Below are 20,877 nucleotides of genomic sequence, written 5' to 3' on the forward strand. Positions count from 1 at the left end.
CGACTGGTACAACTACCACCGGCCCCACACCGGCATCCAAGGCCAAACACCCGCCAGCCGCGTCACCAACCTGTCCGGACAACACATCTAGGCCGTCTCGGCCCAGGCCGCCCCGGACCCGGGACCACCGGCCGCCGGTCAGCCCCGGCGGCCGGCCCCGCCCGCGCCGGAACCGGCGAGCGGCGGGGTGTCCATACCGGTGCCGTGGCGGAGCCCGTCCAGGAATGCGGCGACCGCGTCGGTGGCCGTACGGGCGGGTTCCCAGCCGAGTTCGGTACGGGCCCGTCCCGCGTCGAGCAGCGGCATCCGCAGCACCGCGTCCAGCAGCCCCGGGTCGGCCGGGGCCAGGTGCATCCGCCAGCCTGCGGCGAGCACGGCGCGGGCCGCGCCCGAGGACACCTGGACGGTGCGCGCACGCAGCAGCCCCGCCACTGCGGCCGTGTCCAGGACCGGGTCGGCGACGAGGTTGAAGGGGCCCGTGACGGGGCGCAGGACCGCCGCCGCGTAGGCCCGGGCGGCGTCGTCGGTGTCCAGCGCCTGGAACCGCAGTCCGGTGACCGCGGGCACCACGGGGATCAGGCCGGGCCGGATCAGCCACCACGGCAGCAGCGGGCCCGCGAGGATCCGCCGCTGCTCGGCCGCCGAGGCCGCCTTGAACAGGAACGCGGGCCGCATCCGGACGACGCGCATCTGCGGGTGGGTCAGCTGGTACCCGTCCAAGTAGCGTTCGAGGTAGGCCTTCTCCCGGGTGTACGCGGCTCCGGGCCAGCCGTGCGTGGGCCAGGTCTCGTCGACCGGCAGGTCCGTGTGCGGTCCGGGCGAGTAGGCGCCGACGGAGGAGGCGTGCACCAGCGCGCGGACGCCCGCCCGCGCGCACGCCTCGAACACGCGGATGCTGCCGAGGACGTTGGTCTCCCAGGTCTCGACCGGGTCGTGGGTGGGCTGGAACTTCCAGGCGAGGTGGACGACGGCGTCCGCGCCGTCGAAGAGCGCGGCGAGGTCGGGGCCGTGCGGGCCGACGTCCGCGGCGGCCCACCGTACGCCTGCCGCCCGCGGGCCGGCCGGCCCCGGGAGGCGGCGCGCCAGGCCGAGCACGTCGCTGACGGACGGCTCGCCCGCCAGGGCCCGTACGAGGCTCGTCCCCGCATTGCCCGTCGCTCCGGTCACGACGACACGCATGGCGCTCGCTCCGTCGTCCGGTACGGGTACGTGTCCCCCGCGGGTCCGGACGTCCGCCCGGGGGCGTTCACGGCCGGCCTCCGATCGGGAGGGGGCGGCGGGGCGGCCGACTGCTCGGGGTGGTCGCGGTCTCGATGACGAATCCGCTGCGGGGCCGGGTCGGGATGCGGCTCAGCGGGATGGAGAGGTCCTGTTGCGGGACGGCGAAGCGCAGGTCGGCGAGGGCCGGGCCGAGGGCGGTGAGCAGGGAGAGCGTGAGGTCCTCGCCGGGGCAGCGGTGGCCGGTCCGGGCGTCGCCGCCGCCCTGCGGGATGAGTTCGTCCGGGGGTTCGCGGCCGAGGAAGCGGCCGGGGTCGAAGTGGTACGGGGCCTGCCACAGGGCGGGGTCGTGGTGGTGGCCGTAGACGTCGATCAGGAGCAGGGTCCCGGCCGGGACCTCGCCGCCGGCGAAGGTGAGGTCGCGGGCGGCCACGCCTCCGAGGAGGGGGACGAACGGGTAGAAGCGCCTGACCTCGTGCGCGAAGGCCCGCGCCTGGGCGGGTCCGGCCGTACGCAGTTGTTCGGCCCGTACGGGATGGCGGTGCAGGGCGTGGGCGGTGAAGACGGCGAACCAGGCGACGGCGACGGTGGGCCGGATGATGTTCAGGAGTTCCACGGCCGCGGTGTGCGGGTCGAGGAGGGCTCCGTCGTGGCCTCGGTGCGCGGCGACCTCCGCCAGCGGGGACCCGGCCAGGGCGGCGTGCCGGGACGGGGCGAAGGGGCCGTCGGGGTGGGGGCCGCCGCGGACGTCCTCGACGGCCCGGGCCAGGGCCTCCTCCTGCCGCTCGCGGGCCCGGCGGGCGCGCCGGTGGCGGCGGCCCGCGGCGGCGAAGCCGTCGACCATGGCCACGCAGTCCTCGGCGATCTCCGGGGCGGCGTCGTCGGTGACGGGCAGCCCGACCCAGTCGCACACGGCCTGGGCGAGCAGGGTGGCCACCTCGTCGAAGAGCACGACCCGGCGCCCTTCCCAGGTGGGGACGGCCTCCCGCCAGCCGCTCTCGACACGCTGGGTGAGCGCGGCGATGCGGTCGGGCGCCATCAGCAGGGAGACGAACATCCGCTTGCGGACCTGGTGCTCCAGCCCGTCCAGGGTGTGCACGGCGCCCCTGCCGAAGAGGGTGTCGAGCACGGGGGCCGGCAGGGCCCCGTGGCGCCGGACGCGGTCCTCGTCGTAGAAGAGCGCGACGGCTTCGCGGCCGTGCAGGAGGGCCGTGGGCCGCCCCATCAGACGGGTGCGGACCAGTGGCGCACCGTCGTGGGCCCGGCGCAGGGCCGGGGCCCAGGCGTAACCGTGCGCCAGCAGGGAGAACGTGCTGTCGGTCAGCGGAACGGACATGACCTGCGCCTACCCGGCCGGTGGGGGCCCATGCCGGTGTCCGCGGCGGGGGCCGCGTTTAGGAAGCGGCGTTCGGGTTAGGCGCTGCGGAGACAGATACGAAGAGGTTCCGAGTGACGGGAGTGGTGACCGTGTCGGGCGAGGAAAAGATGAAGGCCAAGAAGGAACAGGCCAAGGGCAAGGCCAAGGAGGCCATGGGCCGCACGGTCGGCAACGAACGCCTCACGGCGGAGGGCCGCACGGAACAGGCCAAGGGCGACGCCCGCCAGGCCAAGGAGAAGATCAAGGACGTGCTGAAGGACTAGCTCCCTCGGAGCAGCTCCTCGGCACAACCCGTGGGGACGGGCAGGGCCGGGCACCCGCACGACGGGTGCCCGGCCCCCGTCGTGCGCCGCCGCCCCGCCCCCGTCCCCGCTCCTGTCCGCGTACCAACGCACCCGCACGCAGACCGGGTTCAGTGGGCACGTAGGCTCGCGGACCGTGACGGTGCGAACTGGTGTGTGGAGTGCTGCCTCCTGGAAGGCGTGGGCGACGGGCTCTGCGGCGCCGTGGCACGGAGCTGTCCTGGACGAGGCCCATCGGCTGATCGGCGAGGGCCGGTACGAGGAGGCCGAGGCGCGGGCGCGGGTCGTCGTAGCGGCCCGCCGGGGTGTCCGGGGCCGGGACCGGCGTCCGGTGACCGCCTGGCAGGCCGGCTTCTACGCCGCCACGGCCGCGATCCACCACGGGCGCGGCGCGGCGGTGCTGGGCGAACTGGACGCCCTGATCGGGGACATGGAGCAGCAGTTGTCCGGCGGCGGCCGGACCCTGCTGCTGACCGTTCGGATCAGCCGGGCGTGGGTGCTGATCGAAGAGGGCCGGCCCGCCGAGGCGGAGGCCGAAGCCCAGGACGTACTGCGGGCGTTGACCCGGATCGCGCACCTGACCGAGGTGTGGCAGCCCGAACTGCTCGCCCTGGCCTGCCTGGGCGACGCCCTGTGCGCGCAGGAGCGGTACGAGGAGGCGGAAGCGATCGCCCGCGGGCACCTGCCCCGGGCCGAGAAGAGGATGGCGACCGCCCTGCACCGGGTGCTCGTCCGCAGCCTGACGGGGCAGGGGCGCCACGAAGAGGCACTGGCCGAGGCATGCATGCCCTTCCCCGAGCCCCTGCCTTCCGCCGGCGGTGAACTGGAACTCATCACGGCCGGGGCCCTGTATGCCCTGGGCCGCCACGGCGAGGCGGAGACCGAGGCCCGACGGGCCCTGGCCGCGTGCGAGCCGTACCTGCACCCGCAACACCGCCGCTTCACCAGGATCCACGCGCTCCTGGCCCGCATCTCGTCGGCCCAGGCCTGAGCGCTCGCCAGGCCTAGGCGCCGGCGCAGGCGGGGCACAGGCCACGGTAGGTGACCTCCACGCCGGAGACCGTGAAGCCGAAGCGTTCCTCGGCCGGGAGGGACGCCAGCGGGTCGCCGCCGGCGTGGACGTCGCGGATCAGGCCGCAGCCGGAGCACACCAGGTGATGGTGCGGGTGGTGCGCGTTCGGGTCGTAGCGCTTGGCCCTGCCGTCGGTGGTGACCTCCGCGACCTCGCCCAGCGAGACGAGCTCGCCCAGGGCGTTGTACACGGTCGCCCGGGAGATCTCCGGCAGCCGCTGCGCCGCCCGGGCGTGCACCTCGTCGGCCGTGAGGTGCACGTGCTCGCCGTCGAGTACCTCAGCGACCACGCGCCGCTGGGACGTCATGCGCCAGCCGCGCCCTCGCAGTCGCTCCAGCAGGTCGCTCATATCGGCTCACCTATTCAGGCTCGGCGGTGCACCCGGGACTCACCGGCAGTCATCACCGGTGGACGTCTTGTATCCGATGGGATATCGGCTTGGTGTCCTTCTTGACTTGGATTCCGTCCATCGTAGGATCGGATTGTCTGATAGCCAAGGGACAGGAAGATTCCAGAGCGGCAGGAGACTGAAACGTGACGGACCACCGCCGAGAACCCGCGCGGTGCCGACATGCAGGTGCCGGCCTCCCGCGTCCCGCTGCTCGACACCGTCAGGGACGGTGACCACCCGGCGTCGAGGCGATCGACCGGCCCGGGGCCCGTACGCCGGTGCGGCCGGCGTCCTGAGCCATGTGCCACGTACCCCCGCGCCCCGACCGTTCTCCCCCGCATGCAGTTCCTGAGCACCGCGTGATCCGCCTGGTCCGGAAGGATTCCCATGTCTGAGAACCATGATGCAATCGTCGTCGACGCGAAGTCGGACGGCAGCAGCGGCTGTCCGGTCGCGCACGACCGCGCCCCCCACCCGACGCAGGGCGGCGGAAACCGCCAGTGGTGGCCGGAGCGCCTCAACCTGAAGATCCTCGCGAAGAACCCCGCCGTGGCCAACCCGCTCGGTGAGGAGTTCGACTACGCCGCGGCGTTCAGGACCCTGGACCTCCCCGCGGTGAAGCAGGACATCGCGGAGGTGCTGACCACCTCGCAGGACTGGTGGCCCGCCGACTTCGGCCACTACGGCCCGTTCATGATCCGGATGGCCTGGCACAGCGCGGGCACCTACCGGATCAGCGACGGCCGCGGCGGCGCCGGGGCCGGGCAGCAGCGCTTCGCGCCGCTCAACAGCTGGCCGGACAACGGCAACCTCGACAAGGCCCGCCGTCTGCTGTGGCCGGTGAAGAAGAAGTACGGCCAGAGCCTGTCCTGGGCCGACCTCATGATCCTCGCGGGCAACGTCGCGCTGGAGTCGATGGGCTTCGAGACCTTCGGCTTCGGCGGCGGCCGCGCGGACGTCTGGGAGCCCGACGAGGACGTGTACTGGGGCCCCGAGACCACCTGGCTCGACGACGAGCGCTACACCGGCGACCGTGAGCTGGAGAACCCCCTCGGCGCGGTCCAGATGGGCCTCATCTACGTCAACCCCGAGGGCCCCAACGGCAATCCGGACCCGATTTCCGCGGCCCGCGACATCCGCGAGACCTTCCGCCGGATGGCGATGAACGACGAGGAAACGGTTGCCCTGATCGCGGGCGGCCACACCTTCGGCAAGACCCACGGCGCGGGCCCGGCGGAGAGCGTCGGCGACGACCCCGAAGCCGCCCCGATCGAGCAGCAGGGCTTCGGCTGGAAGAACTCCTACGGCACCGGCAAGGGCGCCGACGCCATCACCAGCGGTCTTGAGGGGATCTGGACGAACACTCCGATCACCTGGGACAACACCTTCTTCGACATCCTCTTCGGCTACGAGTGGGAGCTGTTCAAGAGCCCCGCCGGCGCGCACCAGTGGCGGCCGAAGGACGGGGCCGGCGCGGGCACGGTTCCCGACGCCCACGACGCGTCGAAGAGCCACGCGCCGACGATGCTGACGACGGACCTGTCGCTCCGCTTCGACCCGGCCTACGAGCAGATCTCCCGGCGCTTCCACCAGGACCCGGCCGCGTTCGCGGACGCCTTCGCCCGCGCCTGGTACAAGCTGACCCACCGCGACATGGGCCCGGCCGTGCGCTACCTCGGCCCGGAGGTCCCGGCCGAGACCCTGCTGTGGCAGGACCCGCTGCCGGAGGTGACGCACGAACTCGTCGGCGCCGACGACGTCGCCGCCCTCAAGCAGCAGGTCCTCGCCTCGGACCTGTCGGTGTCCCAACTGGTTTCCGCCGCATGGGCGTCGGCCTCCTCCTTCCGCGGCAGCGACAAGCGCGGCGGTGCCAACGGCGGGCGCATCCGCCTCCAGCCGCAGAGCGGGTGGGAGGCCAACGACCCCGACCAGCTGGCGACCGTACTGCGCACGCTGACGGGGATCCAGGAGTCCTTCAACTCCGCCCAGAGCGGCGGCAAGCGGATCTCCCTCGCCGACCTGATCGTGCTGGCCGGCGCCGCCGCGGTCGAGCAGGCCGCCAAGGACGCCGGTGCCGACGTCCAGGTGCCCTTCACCCCGGGCCGCGCGGACGCCACGCAGGAGCAGACCGACGTGGAGTCGTTCGCCGCGATGGAGCCGGTCGCCGACGGCTTCCGCAACTACCTCGGCAAGGGCAACCGCCTTCCGGCCGAGTACCTGCTGATCGACCGGGCGAACCTGCTGAACCTGAGCGCTCCCGAGATGACCGCCCTCGTCGGCGGCCTGCGGGTGCTCGGCGCGAACCACCAGCAGTCGCGGCACGGCGTCCTCACCAAGACCCCCGGGAAGCTGACCAACGACTTCTTCGTCAACCTGCTCGACCTGGGCACGACGTGGAAGGCGACCTCCGAGGACGAGAACCACTTCGAGGGCCTCGACGCCGCCACGGGCGAGGTCAAGTGGACCGGCACCCGCGCCGACCTCGTGTTCGGCTCGAACTCCGAGCTGCGGGCGCTCGCGGAGGTCTACGCGAGCGACGACGCGAAGGCGAAGTTCGTGAAGGACTTCGTCGCGGCGTGGACCAAGGTCATGGACCTCGACCGGTTCGACCTCGTCTGACCGTGCCGTCCGGGCCGGCCCCCACGGGCCGGCCCGGGAGGCCGCTCAGCCACCCGTCGCCGAGAAGTGCTGGTAGTCGGGGTTGGACCAGCGGCCGCCCCAGTGCCAGCCCTCCGCCTCGAAGGCCCGGGTGATGACGTCGCCGGGGCGGATCATGCCCGGTCCGGCGGGCTCGCGCCGCAGATGGGCCCCGCCCGCGGGCGGACGGACGGTGCCGCGGCGGTCCACGTACGGGTTCTGCACCGGTCCGATGTCCACGGCGTCCCCGTAGGCGTGCCGGGAGCGGCGGCCGGGATCGCCGGTGACCTGCCGGCAATTGAAGGCGGAGGTGTTGTCGTCCGCCATCGAGCGGGCGTCGTCGCCGCCGTACGCCGCCACCGGCCGCATGCGCCGGATGGGGAACTTCGCGTCGAAGGCCTTGCCGAAGACCCGCAGGACGGGTCCGACCGCCCGCTCGTGGACGACGAGTTCGCCCCGGTGGACCCTGCCGTCGAAACCCCAGTGGTTCATGCGGACCAGCCGCAGCCGTTCGGGTCCGACCGGACAGCCCGGCCGGTACGTGGCGCCCAGGTCCGCCGCCGTCACCCGCTCCACCTCGGCGGCCAGCCCGGCGCCCGGGTCCCGGACCCGGGCCACGGACGGGGACGCGGACGGGACCGCCGGCGCGGACACGCTCGTGCAGCCGGGTGCGGTGGTACACAGCGCGACCACCGCTACGACCGCGGTGACGGCTGTGGAGACAGGTCGCACTGCCTCACGGTAAGCGGGCCCCGCCCGCCCCGCCACCGGCCGCAGGCCCGCGCTCCCCTCCCCGCCCGCCCCCGTGGCGTGCCGCCGCGGCGCATGGACGCCGGCGGTCCGGGCAAGCGCACGACGGGAGACGACAGCGCCTCAAGCGGCGACGGACGGCGACGAGCGGGGTCGGGGATGGGCATGAGAGCGACGGGTACGAAACTGCGCAGAGGGTCCCGCGGGGAGCAGGCCACGCTGGTCATGGCACGCAGCGGGCTGACGGCGCGCGGTGTGCTGTACGTGCTCGTGGGGCTGCTGGCCGCGCGCATCGCGTTCGGCGACTCGGGCGCCGGGGAAGCGGACCGGCAGGGCGCCCTCCAGGAGATCGCGGGCAAGCCCTTCGGCGGCGTGCTCGTGTGGGCCGTCGGCATCGGCCTGGTGGGCATGACGCTGTGGCGGCTCCTGGAGGCTGTGTTCGGCGGCCCGGGCCCGGACGGCCGCAAGGCCACCAAGCGCCTGGCGGCGGCGGCGCGCGCCGTGTTCTACGCCGTGGTCGCCTTCTCCGTGCTCTCCTTCGCCGCGGGCGACGGGCCCGCACGCTCCGGTGACGAGCAGTCCCGGGACGTGACGGCGCGGGCCCTGGATCTCCCGGCGGGCCAGTGGCTGGTGGCCGCCGCCGGGGTGGCGATTGGCATCGGTGGCGTGGTGATCGCCGTACAGGCGGCCCGGCGCAGCTTCCGCAAGGACCTCGCGATGAACGGGGCGTCCGCCCGGGTGCGCTCGGCGGTGGACTTCCTCGGGGTGAGCGGCGGCATCGCGCGGGGCGCGCTCTTCGCGGCGGTCGGCGGGTTCGTCACGTACGCGGCGGTCGACTACGACCCCGCACACGCGCGGGGCGTCGACGACACGCTCCGCACCTTCGCCGGGACGCCGGCCGGGCCGTGGCTGCTGCTCGCGGTGGCCGTCGGGCTGATGCTCTTCGGGGTGTTCTCCTTCGCGATGGCCCGCTGGCGCAAGGTCTGAGCGCCGCGGGCCGGAAGGGGCCTCACGGCGCGGTGAGGGCGTCGGCCTCCGCCGCGTAGAGCAGGGCCGGGTCCAGGCCCATGCCGGTGAAGTGGCCCGCCAGTTCCAGGGACAGCACCCCGTGCAGGCGGCTCCAGAAGGCGAGGGCCAGGCGCAGGGCCGCGGGCGGGGCGTCCGGGTGGCTCCCGGCCCAGCCCCGGTGATCCGCCAGGTGCCCGTCGAGGGTCTCGGCCGATGCCCCGCGGGCGGGATCGGTCCCCGCCGCGGCGCAGGCGTCGAGCAGGACGGACATCATCTCCCCGGCGATCTCCGTGACGTCCTGCGGCGCCTGGTAGCCGGGTACCGGGGTGCCGTAGACGAGGAAGTAGCGGTGCGGGTCCGCCAGGGCCCACCGGCGCAGGGTCCGGGCCAGACCGGCGAGGTGGTGCGGACCGGGTGCCCCGGCGGGGACGGCCGCGAAGGCGTCGGCGAGGCTGCGGTACGCGTCCGTGACGAGTTCCGTGATCAGCTCGTCGCGGTTGGCGAAGTACCGGTAGAGCGCGGGTCCGCTCATGCCCATCTGCTTGGCGATGGCGTTGAGCGACAGGGCGGAGGCGCCGGAACCGGCGATCTGCTGCCAGGCCTTCTCCTTGACCTCGGCGCGCACCTGCTGCCGGTACCGCTCGCGCGGGGTCGTCGTGGGTCCGGTCACGTCCGCCACCTCTTTCTGCCTGCACTCTGCACGCCGGTCATCGCGCACTGCGTTAGCTAGAACCTATTAGTTAGAACCTATCACCATCGGCATGCCCCCTCGCGACCGATGCAAGCACTCGCTTGACAGGGAGGCTATTGCCATTCACTCTGGTTACACCTTCTAACGAACACGAGAACCACAAAACCCCGGAGGTCTTCATGGACACCGTCGAGCGCGTAGAGGTCGTTCTGCCCGGCAAGGTCGAGCCGGAAGGACTGGAACTGCACCGCGGCCCGGTACCGGTGCCCGCCGCCGGGCAGGTGCTCATCGGCATGGAGGCCACAGGAGTGTCCTTCGCCGAGCAGCAGATGCGCCGCGGCCGGTACTACGACCAGCCCTCCTTCCCCTTCGTCCCGGGATACGACCTGGTCGGCACCGTGCTGGCCACGGGCCCGGGGGTCGCGGCCGACCTGATCGGCCGGCGGGTGGCCGCCATGACGAAGACCGGGGGCTGGGCGAGCCACGTCCTGGTCGACGCGGCCGACGCGGTGGAGGTGCCGGAGGGGGTCCGGGCGGCCGACGCGGAGACCGCGGTCGTCAACGGCATCACCGCCTGGCAGATGCTGCACCGCAAGGCCCGGGTGCGCGCCGGGGGCACCGTCCTGGTCCACGGCGCCAACGGCGGCGTCGGCTCGGTCCTGGTCCAGCTGGCGCTCGCCGCGGGCATCCGGGTGATCGGCACCGCGTCCGCCCGCCACCACGAGGCCCTGCGGGCGCTCGGGGTGGTCCCGGTCGACTACCGCTCGGGCGAGGTCCCCGCACGCGTACGGCAGCTCGCGCCCGGCGGGGTGGACGCCGTCTTCGACCACGTCGGCGGGGACGGGGTCGTCGACTCCTGGCGGCTCCTGGCCCCCGGCGGCACGCTCGTCTCGTACGGCAGCGCTGCCACCCGGGACGACGAGGGCTCGGGGGCCTGGCCCGTCCTGCGGCTGCTGGGGCGGGTGTGGCTGTGGAACTGGCTGCCCAACGGTCGCAGCGCCTACTTCTTCAACGTCTGGGCCGGCCGCGCCTACGCCGCGAACCGCTTCCGGGCCCGCCTGCGCTCCGACCTCACCCAGGTCTTCACCGCCCTCCAGCGCGGCGAGATCACCGCACGGGTGGCCGCCGAGATCCCCCTCTCCCGGGCCGCCGAGGCGATGCGCCTGGCCGAGTCGGGCACGGTCGCGGGCAAGGTCGTCCTGGTCCCCTGACCCGGCCCGCAAGGCAGGGGTCAGGGGCGGTCACCGCATCGCTGCGACGGCGATGCTCACACCGGGGGGCGGGTCGTGCCCGGGAGGCAGGTCACTGCCGGGTTGTACGTGGTGAAGGTGCCCAGCGGGTTCTTCTTCCAGAGCCACAGGTGGAGGGCGTAGTGCACCGGCTGGCCCGGGTAGTTGGCGCGGTGGGGGCCGGTGAAGGGGCGGCCGAACAGGGTGGGGCGGTCGTCGTCCGTCGCGAGGTTCTGGTCCCGGTCGTAGACCATCCACTGGACGCCGACCAGGCGCTTGCCACCGCGCCCGTCGTCCTCGTAGAACAGGGCCGTGGGCACCGACGGGTCCACGGAGTTGTCGTAGGCGTGGTTGAAGTGCGGGTAGCCGAGCGCGCCCTTGCCCGCCGTCTTGTCCACGACGCAGTACTTGTCCGGCTTGTACCCGGCCTTCACCCCGTTGGCGTGCAGCTGGAACGGGGCGGTCGCCCGGTACGTGGCGGCCTGTTGGGCGGCGGCCGAGCCGGGACCGTCCGCACCGGCCGCCGCGGCGGCCGAGGCGAGGACGAGCGTGGCAGCGGCCGCGAGGACCAGGCCGGGGCTGCGGACCATGGTGGGCTCCTTCACGTGGGTCAGACGGTGGCCAGTTGGGGGATGAGGCGCAGCGCGTTGTCGTGGTAGATCCCCTGGAGCTGTTCCGGGGTGAAGGCCGGATCCGCGTCGAGGGCGGAGAGCGCGAGGTCCGTGACGGTGTCGGCCGGGGCGGCCGGCCAGTCGGTGCCGAACAGCAGGCGGTCGGCGGGGACCTGGGTCAGCAGGGTGGCCGCCGGGGCCATGGGGCCCGCGGTGTCGTAGTAGAAGCGCTGCAGGTGGTCCCGGACGACGGCGGGGTCCAGGGGCGGGTCGCAGAACCGTCCGAGGGCCTGCATGCGAGTGGCGATGTACGGGAGGAACCCGCCGGCGTGCGGGAGGATCACCGAGAGGTCGGGGAAGCGGTCCAGCACCCTCCTGCTGATCATGTTCACCGCGGCGCGGGTGGTGTCCAGGAGGAAGTCGCAGATGAAGTTCGGGATGCCGGGGACCGTCGTCGCGCCGGGTGCGCAGCCCGGGAGGTTGTGCGGGTGGGTGTCGACCACGGCACGGTGCTCGTTCAGCTCGTGGAACAGGCGGTCGTAGGAGGGGTCCCCGAGGTAGACCCCGTCGTAGTTGGCCGTCACGTTCACCCCGACCGCGCCGAGCTGCCCGAGCCCGCGGCGCACGGCCCACGAGGAGGCGTCGGGGTCGTCCAGGAAGAGGGGGACGTAGAAGGCGAACCGCCCCGGGTGCGACTGCGCCACCTCGATCATCGACTGGAGCGTGATGTTGATCGCCTCGCGCAACTGCGCCGAGGACGGGTAGCGGGCGGGCAGCATCGGCTTCAGGACGGCCGTGGCGATGCCGGCGCGGTCCATGAAGGCGATCGCGGCCTCGGTGTCGAGCTTCGCCCAGGGCGGCAGTTGCCCCGGCTTGACCAGCCCGTGGTGTTCGGCCCACTCGCGCCACTGCGGGGCGCAGTAGTGGTGGTGCATGTCGATCTTCGTCCGCTGGCCGTGCGACCCGGCCGGGACGGAGTGGGGCGGCGCCCCCTCCTGCGTGCCGAGGAGACCCAGGGCCGGTCCGGAGGTACTCGAGTATTCGGGCATCGCCCATCCACCGCCTGTCGGATTCGGTTGGTCAGGTCAGTCAGGGGCGCGGGGTGACGGAGGCCAGCTCCGGGACGTCGGGCGCCTCCGGGACGTCCCCGGCCGGGCGCGACGGCTCCAGGACGAGCGGGAGCCGCTCCAGCCCCCGGAACGCCGCCACCGGACCCCTGAGCCAGGCCGCCTCGCTCTCCCGCGGGTCGGCCAGCCGCATCTGAGGGAACTCCCGCAGCAGGCAGGAGAGCGCGACCTCCAGTTCGAGCCGGGCCAGCGGCGCGCCCAGGCAGTAGTGCGTCCCGTGGCCGAAGCCCAGGTGCGTGCCCTGGATGCCCTCGCGGGTCACGTCGAGGACGTCCGGGGAGTCGAACTTGCCGGGGTCCCGGTTGGCCGCCGAGATGGCGATCTGGACGAGGGACCCCTCGGGGATGAGCGTGCCGCGGAGTTCGACGTCCTCGGTCGCGTACCGGAAGGTGGAGGTCTCGACGGAGCCCTCGAAGCGGACGATCTCCTCCACGGCTCCCGGGATCAGTGCCGGGTTCCTGCGGAGCCGCTCCAGCTGGTCGGGACGCCGCAGCAGATGGAGGACGGAGTTGCCGATCTGGAAGGCCGTGGTCTTGTGCCCGGCGAAGAAGATGACCCACAGCGAGGAGATCAGGTCCGCGTCGTCCAGGGCCTCCTCCGCCCGGATCAGGTCGCTGAGGAAGCTGTCGGACGGATGCGCGCGGGTGTCGGCGATCAGTTGGCCCAGCCGGTTCTGGAGCCATTCCTCGGCGACGCGCAGTTCCGCGCTCTTCGAGGGGTCGAACCGGGACCGCGTCACCACGCCGAACTGCGCCAGGATCTCCGGCCGGTCGCCCGGGGGGATGCCCATCAGTTCGCACAGGACCGCGATCGGCAGCGGGAACGCGAAGGACGGCATCAGGTCGACCTCGTTGCTCCTGCGGCAGTCCGCGAGGAGCTTCTCGGCGATCTCGGTGATGCGGGGTCTCATCTCCTCGACGCGCCGCGGGGTGAAGGCCCCGCGCAGGGAGCGGCGCAGCCGGGTGTGCCGGGGCGGGTCGGAGAACAGCACGTTGTCGTCGAGCGCGTCGAAGAAGCTGCCGTACACCGCGTGGTAGGTGTCGAGCGCCCCGCGCATGTTCTTGCTGAACCGCGGATCGGACAGGGCGTCACGGGCGTCGTCGTAGCGGGTGATGAGGTACGTGTCGACGCCGTGCGGGGGCGTCAGGGGGCATACGGGCGCCTGCTCGCGCAGCGTGGCGTAGGCGGGGTGGGGGCAGGCCCGGAACTCGGGCGCGCCCCGGGACACGGCCGACACGATGTCCTGCAGCGTTCCGGCGTCCTGCGGTGCCGCGTTCTCCTGCGCCATGTTCTGCACACCCTTCGTGAGGCTCACGTTCCGCGCAGACACCGGTTCCCTGTGGAGGTGGACGGCGAAACGGCCGTTGGCTCGTTCGGGTGAGGAAGCGGGGGAACCGGCGGAAGGGGCGCAAGCGGCGCGACGAGGGGGGCCGAACGGGGGGAGCCCCGGTCCACGGGGACGGAGTGGACCTGGACTCCCCCGGGGCCGTCAGGCGGTACCGCCCACCTCCGCGCGGACCTCGCGGGCCGCCTCGACGAGGTGTTCCAGGGAGGCCCGGGTCTCGGTCCAGCCGCGGGTCTTCAGGCCGCAGTCCGGGTTGACCCAGAGCCGCTCGGCGGGGATCGCCTCGAGGCCCTTGCGCAGCAGTGCGGCGGCCTCGGCGGTGGAGGGGACGCGCGGGGAGTGGATGTCCCAGACGCCGGGGCCCGCCTCGCGCGGGTACCCGTGCTCGGCGAGCTCGGTCGCGACCTGCATGTGGGAGCGGGCCGCCTCCAGGCTGATGACGTCGGCGTCGAGGTCGTCGATGGCCTGGACGATGTCGCCGAACTCCGCGTAGCACATGTGGGTGTGGATCTGGGTCTGCGGCCGCACGCCCGAGGTCGTCAGGCGGAAGGACTCCGTGGCCCACGCCAGGTAGTCGGCGTGTCCGTCGGCGCGCAGCGGCAGGGTCTCGCGCAGTGCGGGCTCGTCCACCTGGATGACGGAGGTCCCGGCCGCTTCGAGGTCGGTGACCTCGTCGCGCAGGGCGAGTCCGACCTGGCGGGCGGTGTCGCCGAGGGGCTGGTCGTCGCGGACGAAGGACCAGGCGAGCATGGTGACGGGGCCGGTGAGCATGCCCTTGACGGGCTTGCCGGTCTGCGCCTGGGCGTACGTGGTCCAGCGGACGGTCATCGGCTCGGGGCGGGAGATGTCCCCGGCAAGGACCGGCGGGCGGACGTAGCGGGTGCCGTAGGACTGGACCCAGCCGTGCTGGGTGGCGAGGTAGCCGGTGAGCTGTTCGGCGAAGTACTGCACCATGTCGTTGCGTTCGGGTTCGCCGTGCACGAGGACGTCGAGGCCGGCCTTCTCCTGGTAGGCGATGACCTCGCGGATCTCGGCCTCGATGCGCTCCTCGTACCCGGCGGTGTCCGTGCGGCCGGCCCGCAGGTCGGCTCGGGCCACGCGCAGTTCGTCGGTCTGCGGGAAGGAGCCGATGGTGGTGGTGGGCAGCAGCGGCAGGCCCAGGTGGGTGCGCTGGGCGGCGGCCCGTTCGGCGTAGGGCAGGGAGCGGCGGCCGTCGGCCTCGGTGACGGCGGCGGTGCGGGCGCGGACGGCAGGGTCGTGGGTGATCGAGGAGGCCGCTCGGGAGGCCAGGTCGGCCTGGTTGGCGGCCAGTTCGGCGGCGATCGCGCCGGTGCCGCGCTCCAGGCCCTTGGCGAGGGTGGCGATCTCGGCGGTCTTCTGGCGGGCGAAGGCGAGCCAGCGCCGGATCTGCGGGTCGATGTCCCGTTCGGCGGCGGCGTCCAGCGGGACGTGCAGCAGGGAGCAGGAGGCGGCGACGTCGACGCGGTCGGCCAGGCCGAGGAGGGTGCCGAGGAGGGTCAGCGACTTCTGGTGGTCGTTGATCCAGATGTTGCGGCCGTTGACCACACCGGCGACCAGGCGCTTGCCGGGCAGCCCGCCGACCGCGGCGAGGTCGCGCAGGTTGGCGGCGGCCGCGTCGGTGAAGTCGAGGGCGAGGCCTTCCACGGGCGCCTTCGCGAGGACGGGCAGGGCCTCGCCGAGCCGGTCGAAGTAGGAGGCGACGAGCAGCTTGGGGCGGTCGGTGAGGGCGCCGAGCTCCTGGTAGGTACGGGCGGCGGCGTTCAGTTCGGCGGGGGTGCGGTCCTGGACGAGGGCCGGCTCGTCGAGCTGGACCCATTCGGCTCCGGCGGCGCGCAGGTCGGCGAGGACCTCGGCGTAGACGGGCAGCAGCCGGTCGAGCAGGGTCAGCGGGACGAAGTCGTCGGCGACGCCGGGGGCGGGCTTGGCGAGGAGCAGGTAGGTGAGGGGTCCGACCAGTACGGGGCGGGCGGTGTGGCCGAGGGCGAGGGCTTCCTTCAGTTCGGCGACCTGCTTGGCGGAGTCGGCCGTGAAGACGGTGTCGGGGCCGAGTTCGGGGACGAGGTAGTGGTAGTTGGTGTCGAACCACTTGGTCATCTCCAGCGGCGCCACGTCCTGGGTGCCGCGGGCCATCGCGAAGTATCCGTCCAGGGCGTCGGCTTCGACGGCGGCCCGGTGGCGCTCGGGGATGGCGCCGACCATGACGCTGGTGTCCAGGACGTGGTCGTAGTACGAGAAGTCACCGGCCGGGACCTCGTGGAGGCCGGCGTCCGCCAGCTGCTGCCAGTTGCTGCGGCGCAGGTCGCGGGCGGTCTCCCGGAGGGCTTCGGCGGTGACGCGGCCCTTCCAGTAGCCCTCGACGGCCCTCTTCAGTTCGCGGTTCTGGCCCTGTCGGGGGTAGCCGTACACGGTGGCCTGGACGGCCGCGGATGCGGACTCGGTGGTCACGGAACTCTCCTTCGCGAGCGTGTCTCCATGGGCCCGGTGACGGGCCGAAGGCTGCGAAGGTGTGCCGGAACGGGCATGGCCCGGTCGCGCAGTGGTTGCGCGGCGGGGGTCCGCCTGAGGTGCACGCCGACCCGCCCACGAGGTCACCGGGATCTCCGCACGCGGAATCGTCCGCGTGCGGGCAACGGGCAGGTCTTCGGACTCGTGGACACGCCTGCCGGTCTCCCGGCGGGCCCCTACTGGCCGTCGCTTCCCAGGACCTGTTCCGGTCCCAGTGCTCATGACGGCGGTCGTTCCCACTCACCGCTGCGGGGCAGTTCCGGACTTCCACCGGATTCCCTCTTGCGACGCATCCCGCCTGGCGGACGGGGGCGAACCAGCTGCTCGGTCAGAGTAGGCCGGATGCCGCGCCGGTGAACACCGGTGTCCAGCTGTCGGATAGTCAAACGAGACGCGGCCTGGACGCGGCGACACCACTCGCCCCGTCCACGCCGTGTCCCGCGCCTCCGGCGCACCCTCTGCCCGGAGACGTGCCGGGCTCCTCAGTCCCGGCCGTACGTGTGGAACCCTCGGCCGCTCTTGCGGCCCAGCAGCCCTGCCTGCACCATCCGCCGGAGCAGCGGGGGCGGGGCGTAGAGGGGCTCCTTGAACTCCTCGTAGAGGGACCGGGCGATCGCCTCGACCGTGTCCAGCCCGATCAGGTCGGCGAGCCTGAGCGGTCCCATGGGGTGGGCGCAGCCGAGTTCCATGCCGGAGTCCACGTCGGCCGCGCTCGCGAACCCGGATTCGGCCATCCGGACGGCCGCGAGGAGGTACGGGATCAGCAGGGCGTTGACGACGAAGCCCGCCCGGTCCTGGGAGCGGACCGTGGTCTTGCCCAGGGCGTCCCGGACGAAGGCCTCGACGGCGGTGCGGGTGTCCTCGGAGGTGTGGAGGGAGCTGACGACCTCGACCAGCGGCAGGACGGGGACCGGGTTGAAGAAGTGCAGGCCCACCACCCGGTCCGCTCGGCCGGTGGCCATGCCCAGGCGCATGACCGGGATGGCGGAGGTGTTGGTGGCGAGGACGGCGTCCGGGTCCTCGACGGTCTTGTCGAGGCGGGTGAAGACCTCCGTCTTCGCCTCGGGGTCCTCGGTGACGGCCTCGATGACGAGCTGCCGGTCGGCGAGGTCCTCCAGGTCCCCGGTGAACACGAGCCGGGCCAGGGCGTCCTCGGCGGAGTTCCGGTCGAGCTTGCCCCGCTGCACTGCGCGTTCCAGGGAGACCGCGACGCGTTCCCGGGCGGCGCGGGCGGCGGTGGCGCCCGCCTCGGCGACGACGGTGTCGAGTCCGGCGCGGGCGCAGACCTCGGCGATGCCGGCGCCCATCTGGCCGCCGCCGACGATCCCGACGCGCTGGATGCGGCCGGCGGGCCGGATGCCGTCGGCGGGCCGGCTGCGGTCCGGCTGCGCGGGGGCGTTCACGCGCCGACCCGTACGGCGGCGTGGCGGACGAGGTGGCGGGTGTAGGCGCCGGGTGTGAAGAAGCCGGGCAGCCGGGGGGCGAGCGCGCCTTCGACGAGGACCTCCCGGGCCTCGGCCGCCAGGGCCCGTGGATCCTCGGCGGTCAGGGCGGCGCATTCGGCGTCGAGGTGGGCGAGGACCGTGGCCCGGTCCACGTGGCCGTGGCGCAGCCACTGCCACAGCTGCACGCGGGCGATCTCGGCGGTGGCGGCGTCCTCCATCAGGCCGTACAGGGCGACGGCGCCGCGGCCGCGCAGCCAGGCGTCGAAGTACCGCAGGGCCACGGCGACGTTGGAGCGGACGCCCTCCTGCGAGGGGCGCGCGCCGCTCCGGCGCACCGACAGCAGGTCGGCCGCGGTGACCTCGACGTCCTCGCGGGTCCGGTCCCGCTGGTCGGGCCGGTCCCCCAGTACGCCGTCGAAGACCTCCCGGCAGAGCGGGACCAGGCCGGGGTGGGCGACCCAGGAGCCGTCGAAGCCGTCCTCGGCCTCCCGTTCCTTGTCGAGGCGGACCCTGGCGAACACGGCGGTGTCCGCTTCCGCGTCGTGGCCGGGGACGTGGGCGGCCATGCCGCCGATGGCGTGGGCGCCGCGCCGGTGGCAGGTGCGCACGAGCAGTTCGGTGTACGCCCGCATGAAGGGGGCCGTCATGGTGACCTCGGCCCGGTCGGGCAGCTGGAAGTCGGTGCGGTGGCCGAAGGTCTTGATCAGGCTGAAGAGGTAGTCCCAGCGGCCCGCGTTCAGTCCGGCGCTGTGTTCGCGCAGTTCGTGGAGGATCTCCTCCATCTCGAAGGCGGCCGTGACCGTCTCGACGAGGACGGTGGCGCGGACCGTGCCGCGCGGGATCCCGAGGAGTTCCTGCGCGAGCAGGAAGATGTCGTTCCACAGGCGGGCCTCGTACCGGTTCTCCAGCTTGGGGAGGTAGAAGTACGGGCCGTGCCCGGAGTCGATCTGCCGCTGCGCGCAGTGGAAGAAGTACAGGCCGAAGTCCACGAGCGAGGCGGACACGGGCCGGCCGTCGATCTCCAGGTGCTCCTCGGTGAGGTGCCAGCCGCGCGGCCGGACCATGATGGTCGCGAGGTCCGTGCCGAGGCGGTACGCCTTGCCCCCGGGGGTGGTGAAGTCGATGCGGCGCTCGATCGCGTCGAGCAGGTTGAGCTGGCCGCCGATGACGTTGCCCCAGGTCGGGGCGGTGGCGTCCTCGAAGTCCGCCATCCAGACCCGGGCGCCGGAGTTCAGAGCGTTGACCGTCATCCGCCGTTCGGGCGGTCCGGTGATCTCGACCCTGCGGTCGGTCAGGCCGGGCGCGGGCGGGGCGACCTGCCAGTGGGGGTCCTCGCGCAGGGCGCGGGTGGCGATCGGGAAGTCGAGCGGGGTGCCGCCGGCGAGGTGGCCCGAGCGGCGGCTGCGCTCCCTGAGGAGCTCCTCGCGGCGGTCGGCGAAGGCGCTGTCGAGGCGGCCGAGGAACTCCAGGGCCGCAGGGGTCAGGATCTCCTCGTGGCGCTCGCCCGGTGCACCGAGGACCTGGACGCTGCTGGTCAGAGGCGGGAGGGACATGCGGTTCTCCTCAGCGGGGGCGGTGGGTGCCCGGGGGGATGTCCCCGGGCACCCGTCGGGACGGCCGGCAGCGTCGGCTGCGGCGGACCGGGCTCGGGATCGGGCCCGCGCTCGGGGCGGTCCTAGTGGAACTGCTCTTCCTCGGTGGACCCGGCGAGCGCGGTGGTGGAGGAGGCGGGGTTGACGGTGGTGGAGACCAGGTCGAAGTAGCCGGTGCCGACCTCGCGCTGGTGCCTGACGGCCGTGAAGCCCTGCGCCTGGGCGGCGAACTCCCGCTCCTGGAGGTCGACGTACGCGGTCATGCCGTGCTCGGCGTAGCCGCGGGCCAGGTCGAACATGCCGTGGTTGAGGGAGTGGAAGCCGGCCAGGGTGATGAACTGGAAGCGGTAGCCCATCGCGCCGAGCTCGCGCTGGAACTTGGCGATCTGGTCGTCGTCCAGGGCGGCCTTCCAGTTGAAGGAGGGCGAGCAGTTGTAGGCGAGCATCTGGTCGGGGTACCGGGCGTGGATCGCCTCGGCGAACTCGCGGGCCTGCGCCAGGTCCGGGGTGCCGGTCTCGACCCAGATCAGGTCGGCGTACGGGGCGTAGGCGAGGCCGCGGGCGATGACGGGGGCCATGCCGTTCCGGACGCGGTAGAAGCCCTCCGCGGTGCGGTCGCCGGTCACGAACTGCGCGTCGCGCTCGTCGACGTCGCTGGTCAGCAGGTTCGCGGCGAGGGCGTCGGTGCGGGCGATGACCAGGGTCGGGGTGTCGGCGATGTCGGCGGCGAGGCGGGCCGCGTTGAGGGTGCGGATGTGCTGCGCGGTGGGGACGAGGACCTTGCCGCCCAGGTGTCCGCACTTCTTCTCGGAGGCCAGCTGGTCCTCGTAGTGGATGCCTGCGGCGCCCGCCGCGATCATCGCCTTGGTCAGCTCGAAGGCGTTGAGCGGGCCGCCGAAGCCGGCCTCGGCGTCGGCGACGATCGGGGCGAGCCAGTCCGTGGTGTCCGAGCCGCCCTCGGCGGTCGCGATCTGGTCGGCGCGCAGCAGTGCGTTGTTGATCCGGCGGACCACCTGCGGCACCGAGTTGACCGGGTAGAGACTCTGGTCGGGGTAGGTGTGTCCGGCCTGGTTGGCGTCGGCCGCCACCTGCCAGCCGGACAGGTAGATCGCCTGGAGTCCGGCCCGGACCTGCTGGACCGCCTGCCCGCCGGTGAGTGCGCCCAGTGCGTGGACGTAGTCCCGCTCGTGGAGCTGGCGCCACAGGCGCTCGGCGCCGCGCCGGGCGAGGGTGTGCTCCTCGCGGACGCTGCCCGAGAGCCGGACCACGTCCTCGGCGCTGTAGGTGCGCTCGATGCCCGCCCACCGGGGGTCCTCGGCCCAGCGGCGCCTGAGCTGCTCGGCCGCCGCCGTCGTGGTCGTGTTCGCCTCTGCCATGACCGTCACCGCTTCCATCCGTCGCTTGTCTTGCCAATGAGTCGGGCCTACGCCTCGTTGATTGGCACTCTGTGCCTGATCTGAGGTGCGGCCGCCGGGCCCGCCCAGGGGCGGAAGCCGAGCAATGCTGCCGAGCCGCCGGGACAGGTCCGCCGGGATTACCGACATCAGGGCGTGAT

17 protein-coding genes and 1 riboswitch are annotated in these 20,877 nt (G+C 73.1%); of the genes, 5 read left to right on the forward strand and 12 right to left on the reverse strand.

The window, feature by feature from the left end:
- Positions 1–138: 138 nt before the first annotated feature.
- Positions 139–1,179, reverse strand: a complete 1,041-nt coding sequence (locus IO30_RS0116720; RefSeq protein ID WP_031143794.1) for an NAD-dependent epimerase/dehydratase family protein — start codon at positions 1,177–1,179, stop codon at positions 139–141.
- A gap of 67 nt (positions 1,180–1,246) precedes the next feature.
- A complete protein-coding gene (locus IO30_RS0116725; RefSeq protein WP_199920987.1) occupies positions 1,247–2,554 on the reverse strand; it encodes a cytochrome P450 in 1,308 nt (435 codons plus the stop codon).
- A gap of 149 nt (positions 2,555–2,703) precedes the next feature.
- On the opposite strand from IO30_RS0116725, the gene IO30_RS40585 reads away from it, so the two are divergent.
- Positions 2,704–2,859 (forward strand): CsbD family protein, encoded by a 156-nt coding sequence (locus IO30_RS40585; protein ID WP_373316513.1) that lies wholly within the window; start codon positions 2,704–2,706, stop codon positions 2,857–2,859.
- A 175-nt stretch (positions 2,860–3,034) separates the two neighbouring features.
- Positions 3,035–3,889: a tetratricopeptide repeat protein gene (locus tag IO30_RS0116735; protein WP_157853329.1), complete on the forward strand. Its 855-nt coding sequence runs from the start codon at positions 3,035–3,037 to the stop codon at positions 3,887–3,889.
- A gap of 13 nt (positions 3,890–3,902) precedes the next feature.
- On the opposite strand, the gene IO30_RS0116740 is transcribed toward IO30_RS0116735, so the two are convergent.
- Positions 3,903–4,319: a Fur family transcriptional regulator gene (locus IO30_RS0116740; protein WP_031143799.1), complete on the reverse strand. Its 417-nt coding sequence runs from the start codon at positions 4,317–4,319 to the stop codon at positions 3,903–3,905.
- A 429-nt stretch (positions 4,320–4,748) separates the two neighbouring features.
- Here IO30_RS0116740 and katG point away from each other — a divergent pair, with 429 nt between their 5' ends.
- Entirely contained in the window at positions 4,749–6,980 is a 2,232-nt protein-coding gene (katG, locus tag IO30_RS0116745; protein ID WP_031143801.1) for a catalase/peroxidase HPI, read from the forward strand.
- Between the two features lie 45 nt (positions 6,981–7,025).
- On the opposite strand, the gene IO30_RS0116750 is transcribed toward katG, so the two are convergent.
- Positions 7,026–7,730 carry a M15 family metallopeptidase gene (locus IO30_RS0116750; RefSeq protein WP_031143802.1) on the reverse strand — a complete coding sequence of 235 codons (705 nt, stop codon included), beginning with the start codon at positions 7,728–7,730 and terminating at the stop codon, positions 7,026–7,028.
- A 183-nt stretch (positions 7,731–7,913) separates the two neighbouring features.
- Between IO30_RS0116750 and IO30_RS0116755 the strand changes: the two genes are divergently transcribed.
- Positions 7,914–8,735 (forward strand): DUF1206 domain-containing protein, encoded by an 822-nt coding sequence (locus tag IO30_RS0116755; RefSeq protein WP_234321600.1) that lies wholly within the window; start codon positions 7,914–7,916, stop codon positions 8,733–8,735.
- Between the two features lie 22 nt (positions 8,736–8,757).
- On the opposite strand, the gene IO30_RS0116760 is transcribed toward IO30_RS0116755, so the two are convergent.
- Positions 8,758–9,426, reverse strand: a complete 669-nt coding sequence (locus IO30_RS0116760; protein WP_031143804.1) for a TetR/AcrR family transcriptional regulator — start codon at positions 9,424–9,426, stop codon at positions 8,758–8,760.
- A 200-nt stretch (positions 9,427–9,626) separates the two neighbouring features.
- Here IO30_RS0116760 and IO30_RS0116765 point away from each other — a divergent pair, with 200 nt between their 5' ends.
- Positions 9,627–10,658 carry a medium chain dehydrogenase/reductase family protein gene (locus IO30_RS0116765; protein ID WP_031143805.1) on the forward strand — a complete coding sequence of 344 codons (1,032 nt, stop codon included), beginning with the start codon at positions 9,627–9,629 and terminating at the stop codon, positions 10,656–10,658.
- A 56-nt stretch (positions 10,659–10,714) separates the two neighbouring features.
- On the opposite strand, the gene IO30_RS0116770 is transcribed toward IO30_RS0116765, so the two are convergent.
- The 7 genes from IO30_RS0116770 to aceA form a co-directional block, all read right to left on the reverse strand.
- On the reverse strand, positions 10,715–11,266 hold the full coding sequence (locus tag IO30_RS0116770) for a hypothetical protein (RefSeq protein ID WP_031143806.1): 552 nt from the start codon (positions 11,264–11,266) through the stop codon (positions 10,715–10,717).
- A 20-nt stretch (positions 11,267–11,286) separates the two neighbouring features.
- On the reverse strand, positions 11,287–12,336 hold the full coding sequence (locus IO30_RS0116775; RefSeq protein WP_031143808.1) for an amidohydrolase family protein: 1,050 nt from the start codon (positions 12,334–12,336) through the stop codon (positions 11,287–11,289).
- A gap of 40 nt (positions 12,337–12,376) precedes the next feature.
- A complete protein-coding gene (locus tag IO30_RS0116780; protein WP_051859060.1) occupies positions 12,377–13,702 on the reverse strand; it encodes a cytochrome P450 family protein in 1,326 nt (441 codons plus the stop codon).
- Between the two features lie 201 nt (positions 13,703–13,903).
- Positions 13,904–16,225: a 5-methyltetrahydropteroyltriglutamate--homocysteine S-methyltransferase gene (metE, locus tag IO30_RS0116785; protein ID WP_031143812.1), complete on the reverse strand. Its 2,322-nt coding sequence runs from the start codon at positions 16,223–16,225 to the stop codon at positions 13,904–13,906.
- A 170-nt stretch (positions 16,226–16,395) separates the two neighbouring features.
- Positions 16,396–16,621, reverse strand: a riboswitch (cobalamin riboswitch).
- 146 nt (positions 16,622–16,767) lie between these two features.
- Positions 16,768–17,643 carry a 3-hydroxybutyryl-CoA dehydrogenase gene (locus IO30_RS0116790; RefSeq protein ID WP_031143814.1) on the reverse strand — a complete coding sequence of 292 codons (876 nt, stop codon included), beginning with the start codon at positions 17,641–17,643 and terminating at the stop codon, positions 16,768–16,770.
- Positions 17,644–17,684: 41 nt separating this feature from the next.
- Positions 17,685–19,283 (reverse strand): malate synthase A, encoded by a 1,599-nt coding sequence (aceB, locus tag IO30_RS0116795; RefSeq protein WP_031143817.1) that lies wholly within the window; start codon positions 19,281–19,283, stop codon positions 17,685–17,687.
- A gap of 122 nt (positions 19,284–19,405) precedes the next feature.
- The gene (gene aceA / locus IO30_RS0116800; protein WP_031143819.1) at positions 19,406–20,698 is read right to left on the reverse strand and encodes an isocitrate lyase; all 1,293 of its coding nucleotides are present in this window, start codon (positions 20,696–20,698) and stop codon (positions 19,406–19,408) included.
- Positions 20,699–20,877: the final 179 nt, after the last annotated feature.

The sequence above is a fragment of the Streptomyces xanthophaeus genome (assembly GCF_000725805.1).
Classification (GTDB): Bacteria; Actinomycetota; Actinomycetes; order Streptomycetales; family Streptomycetaceae; genus Streptomyces; species Streptomyces xanthophaeus.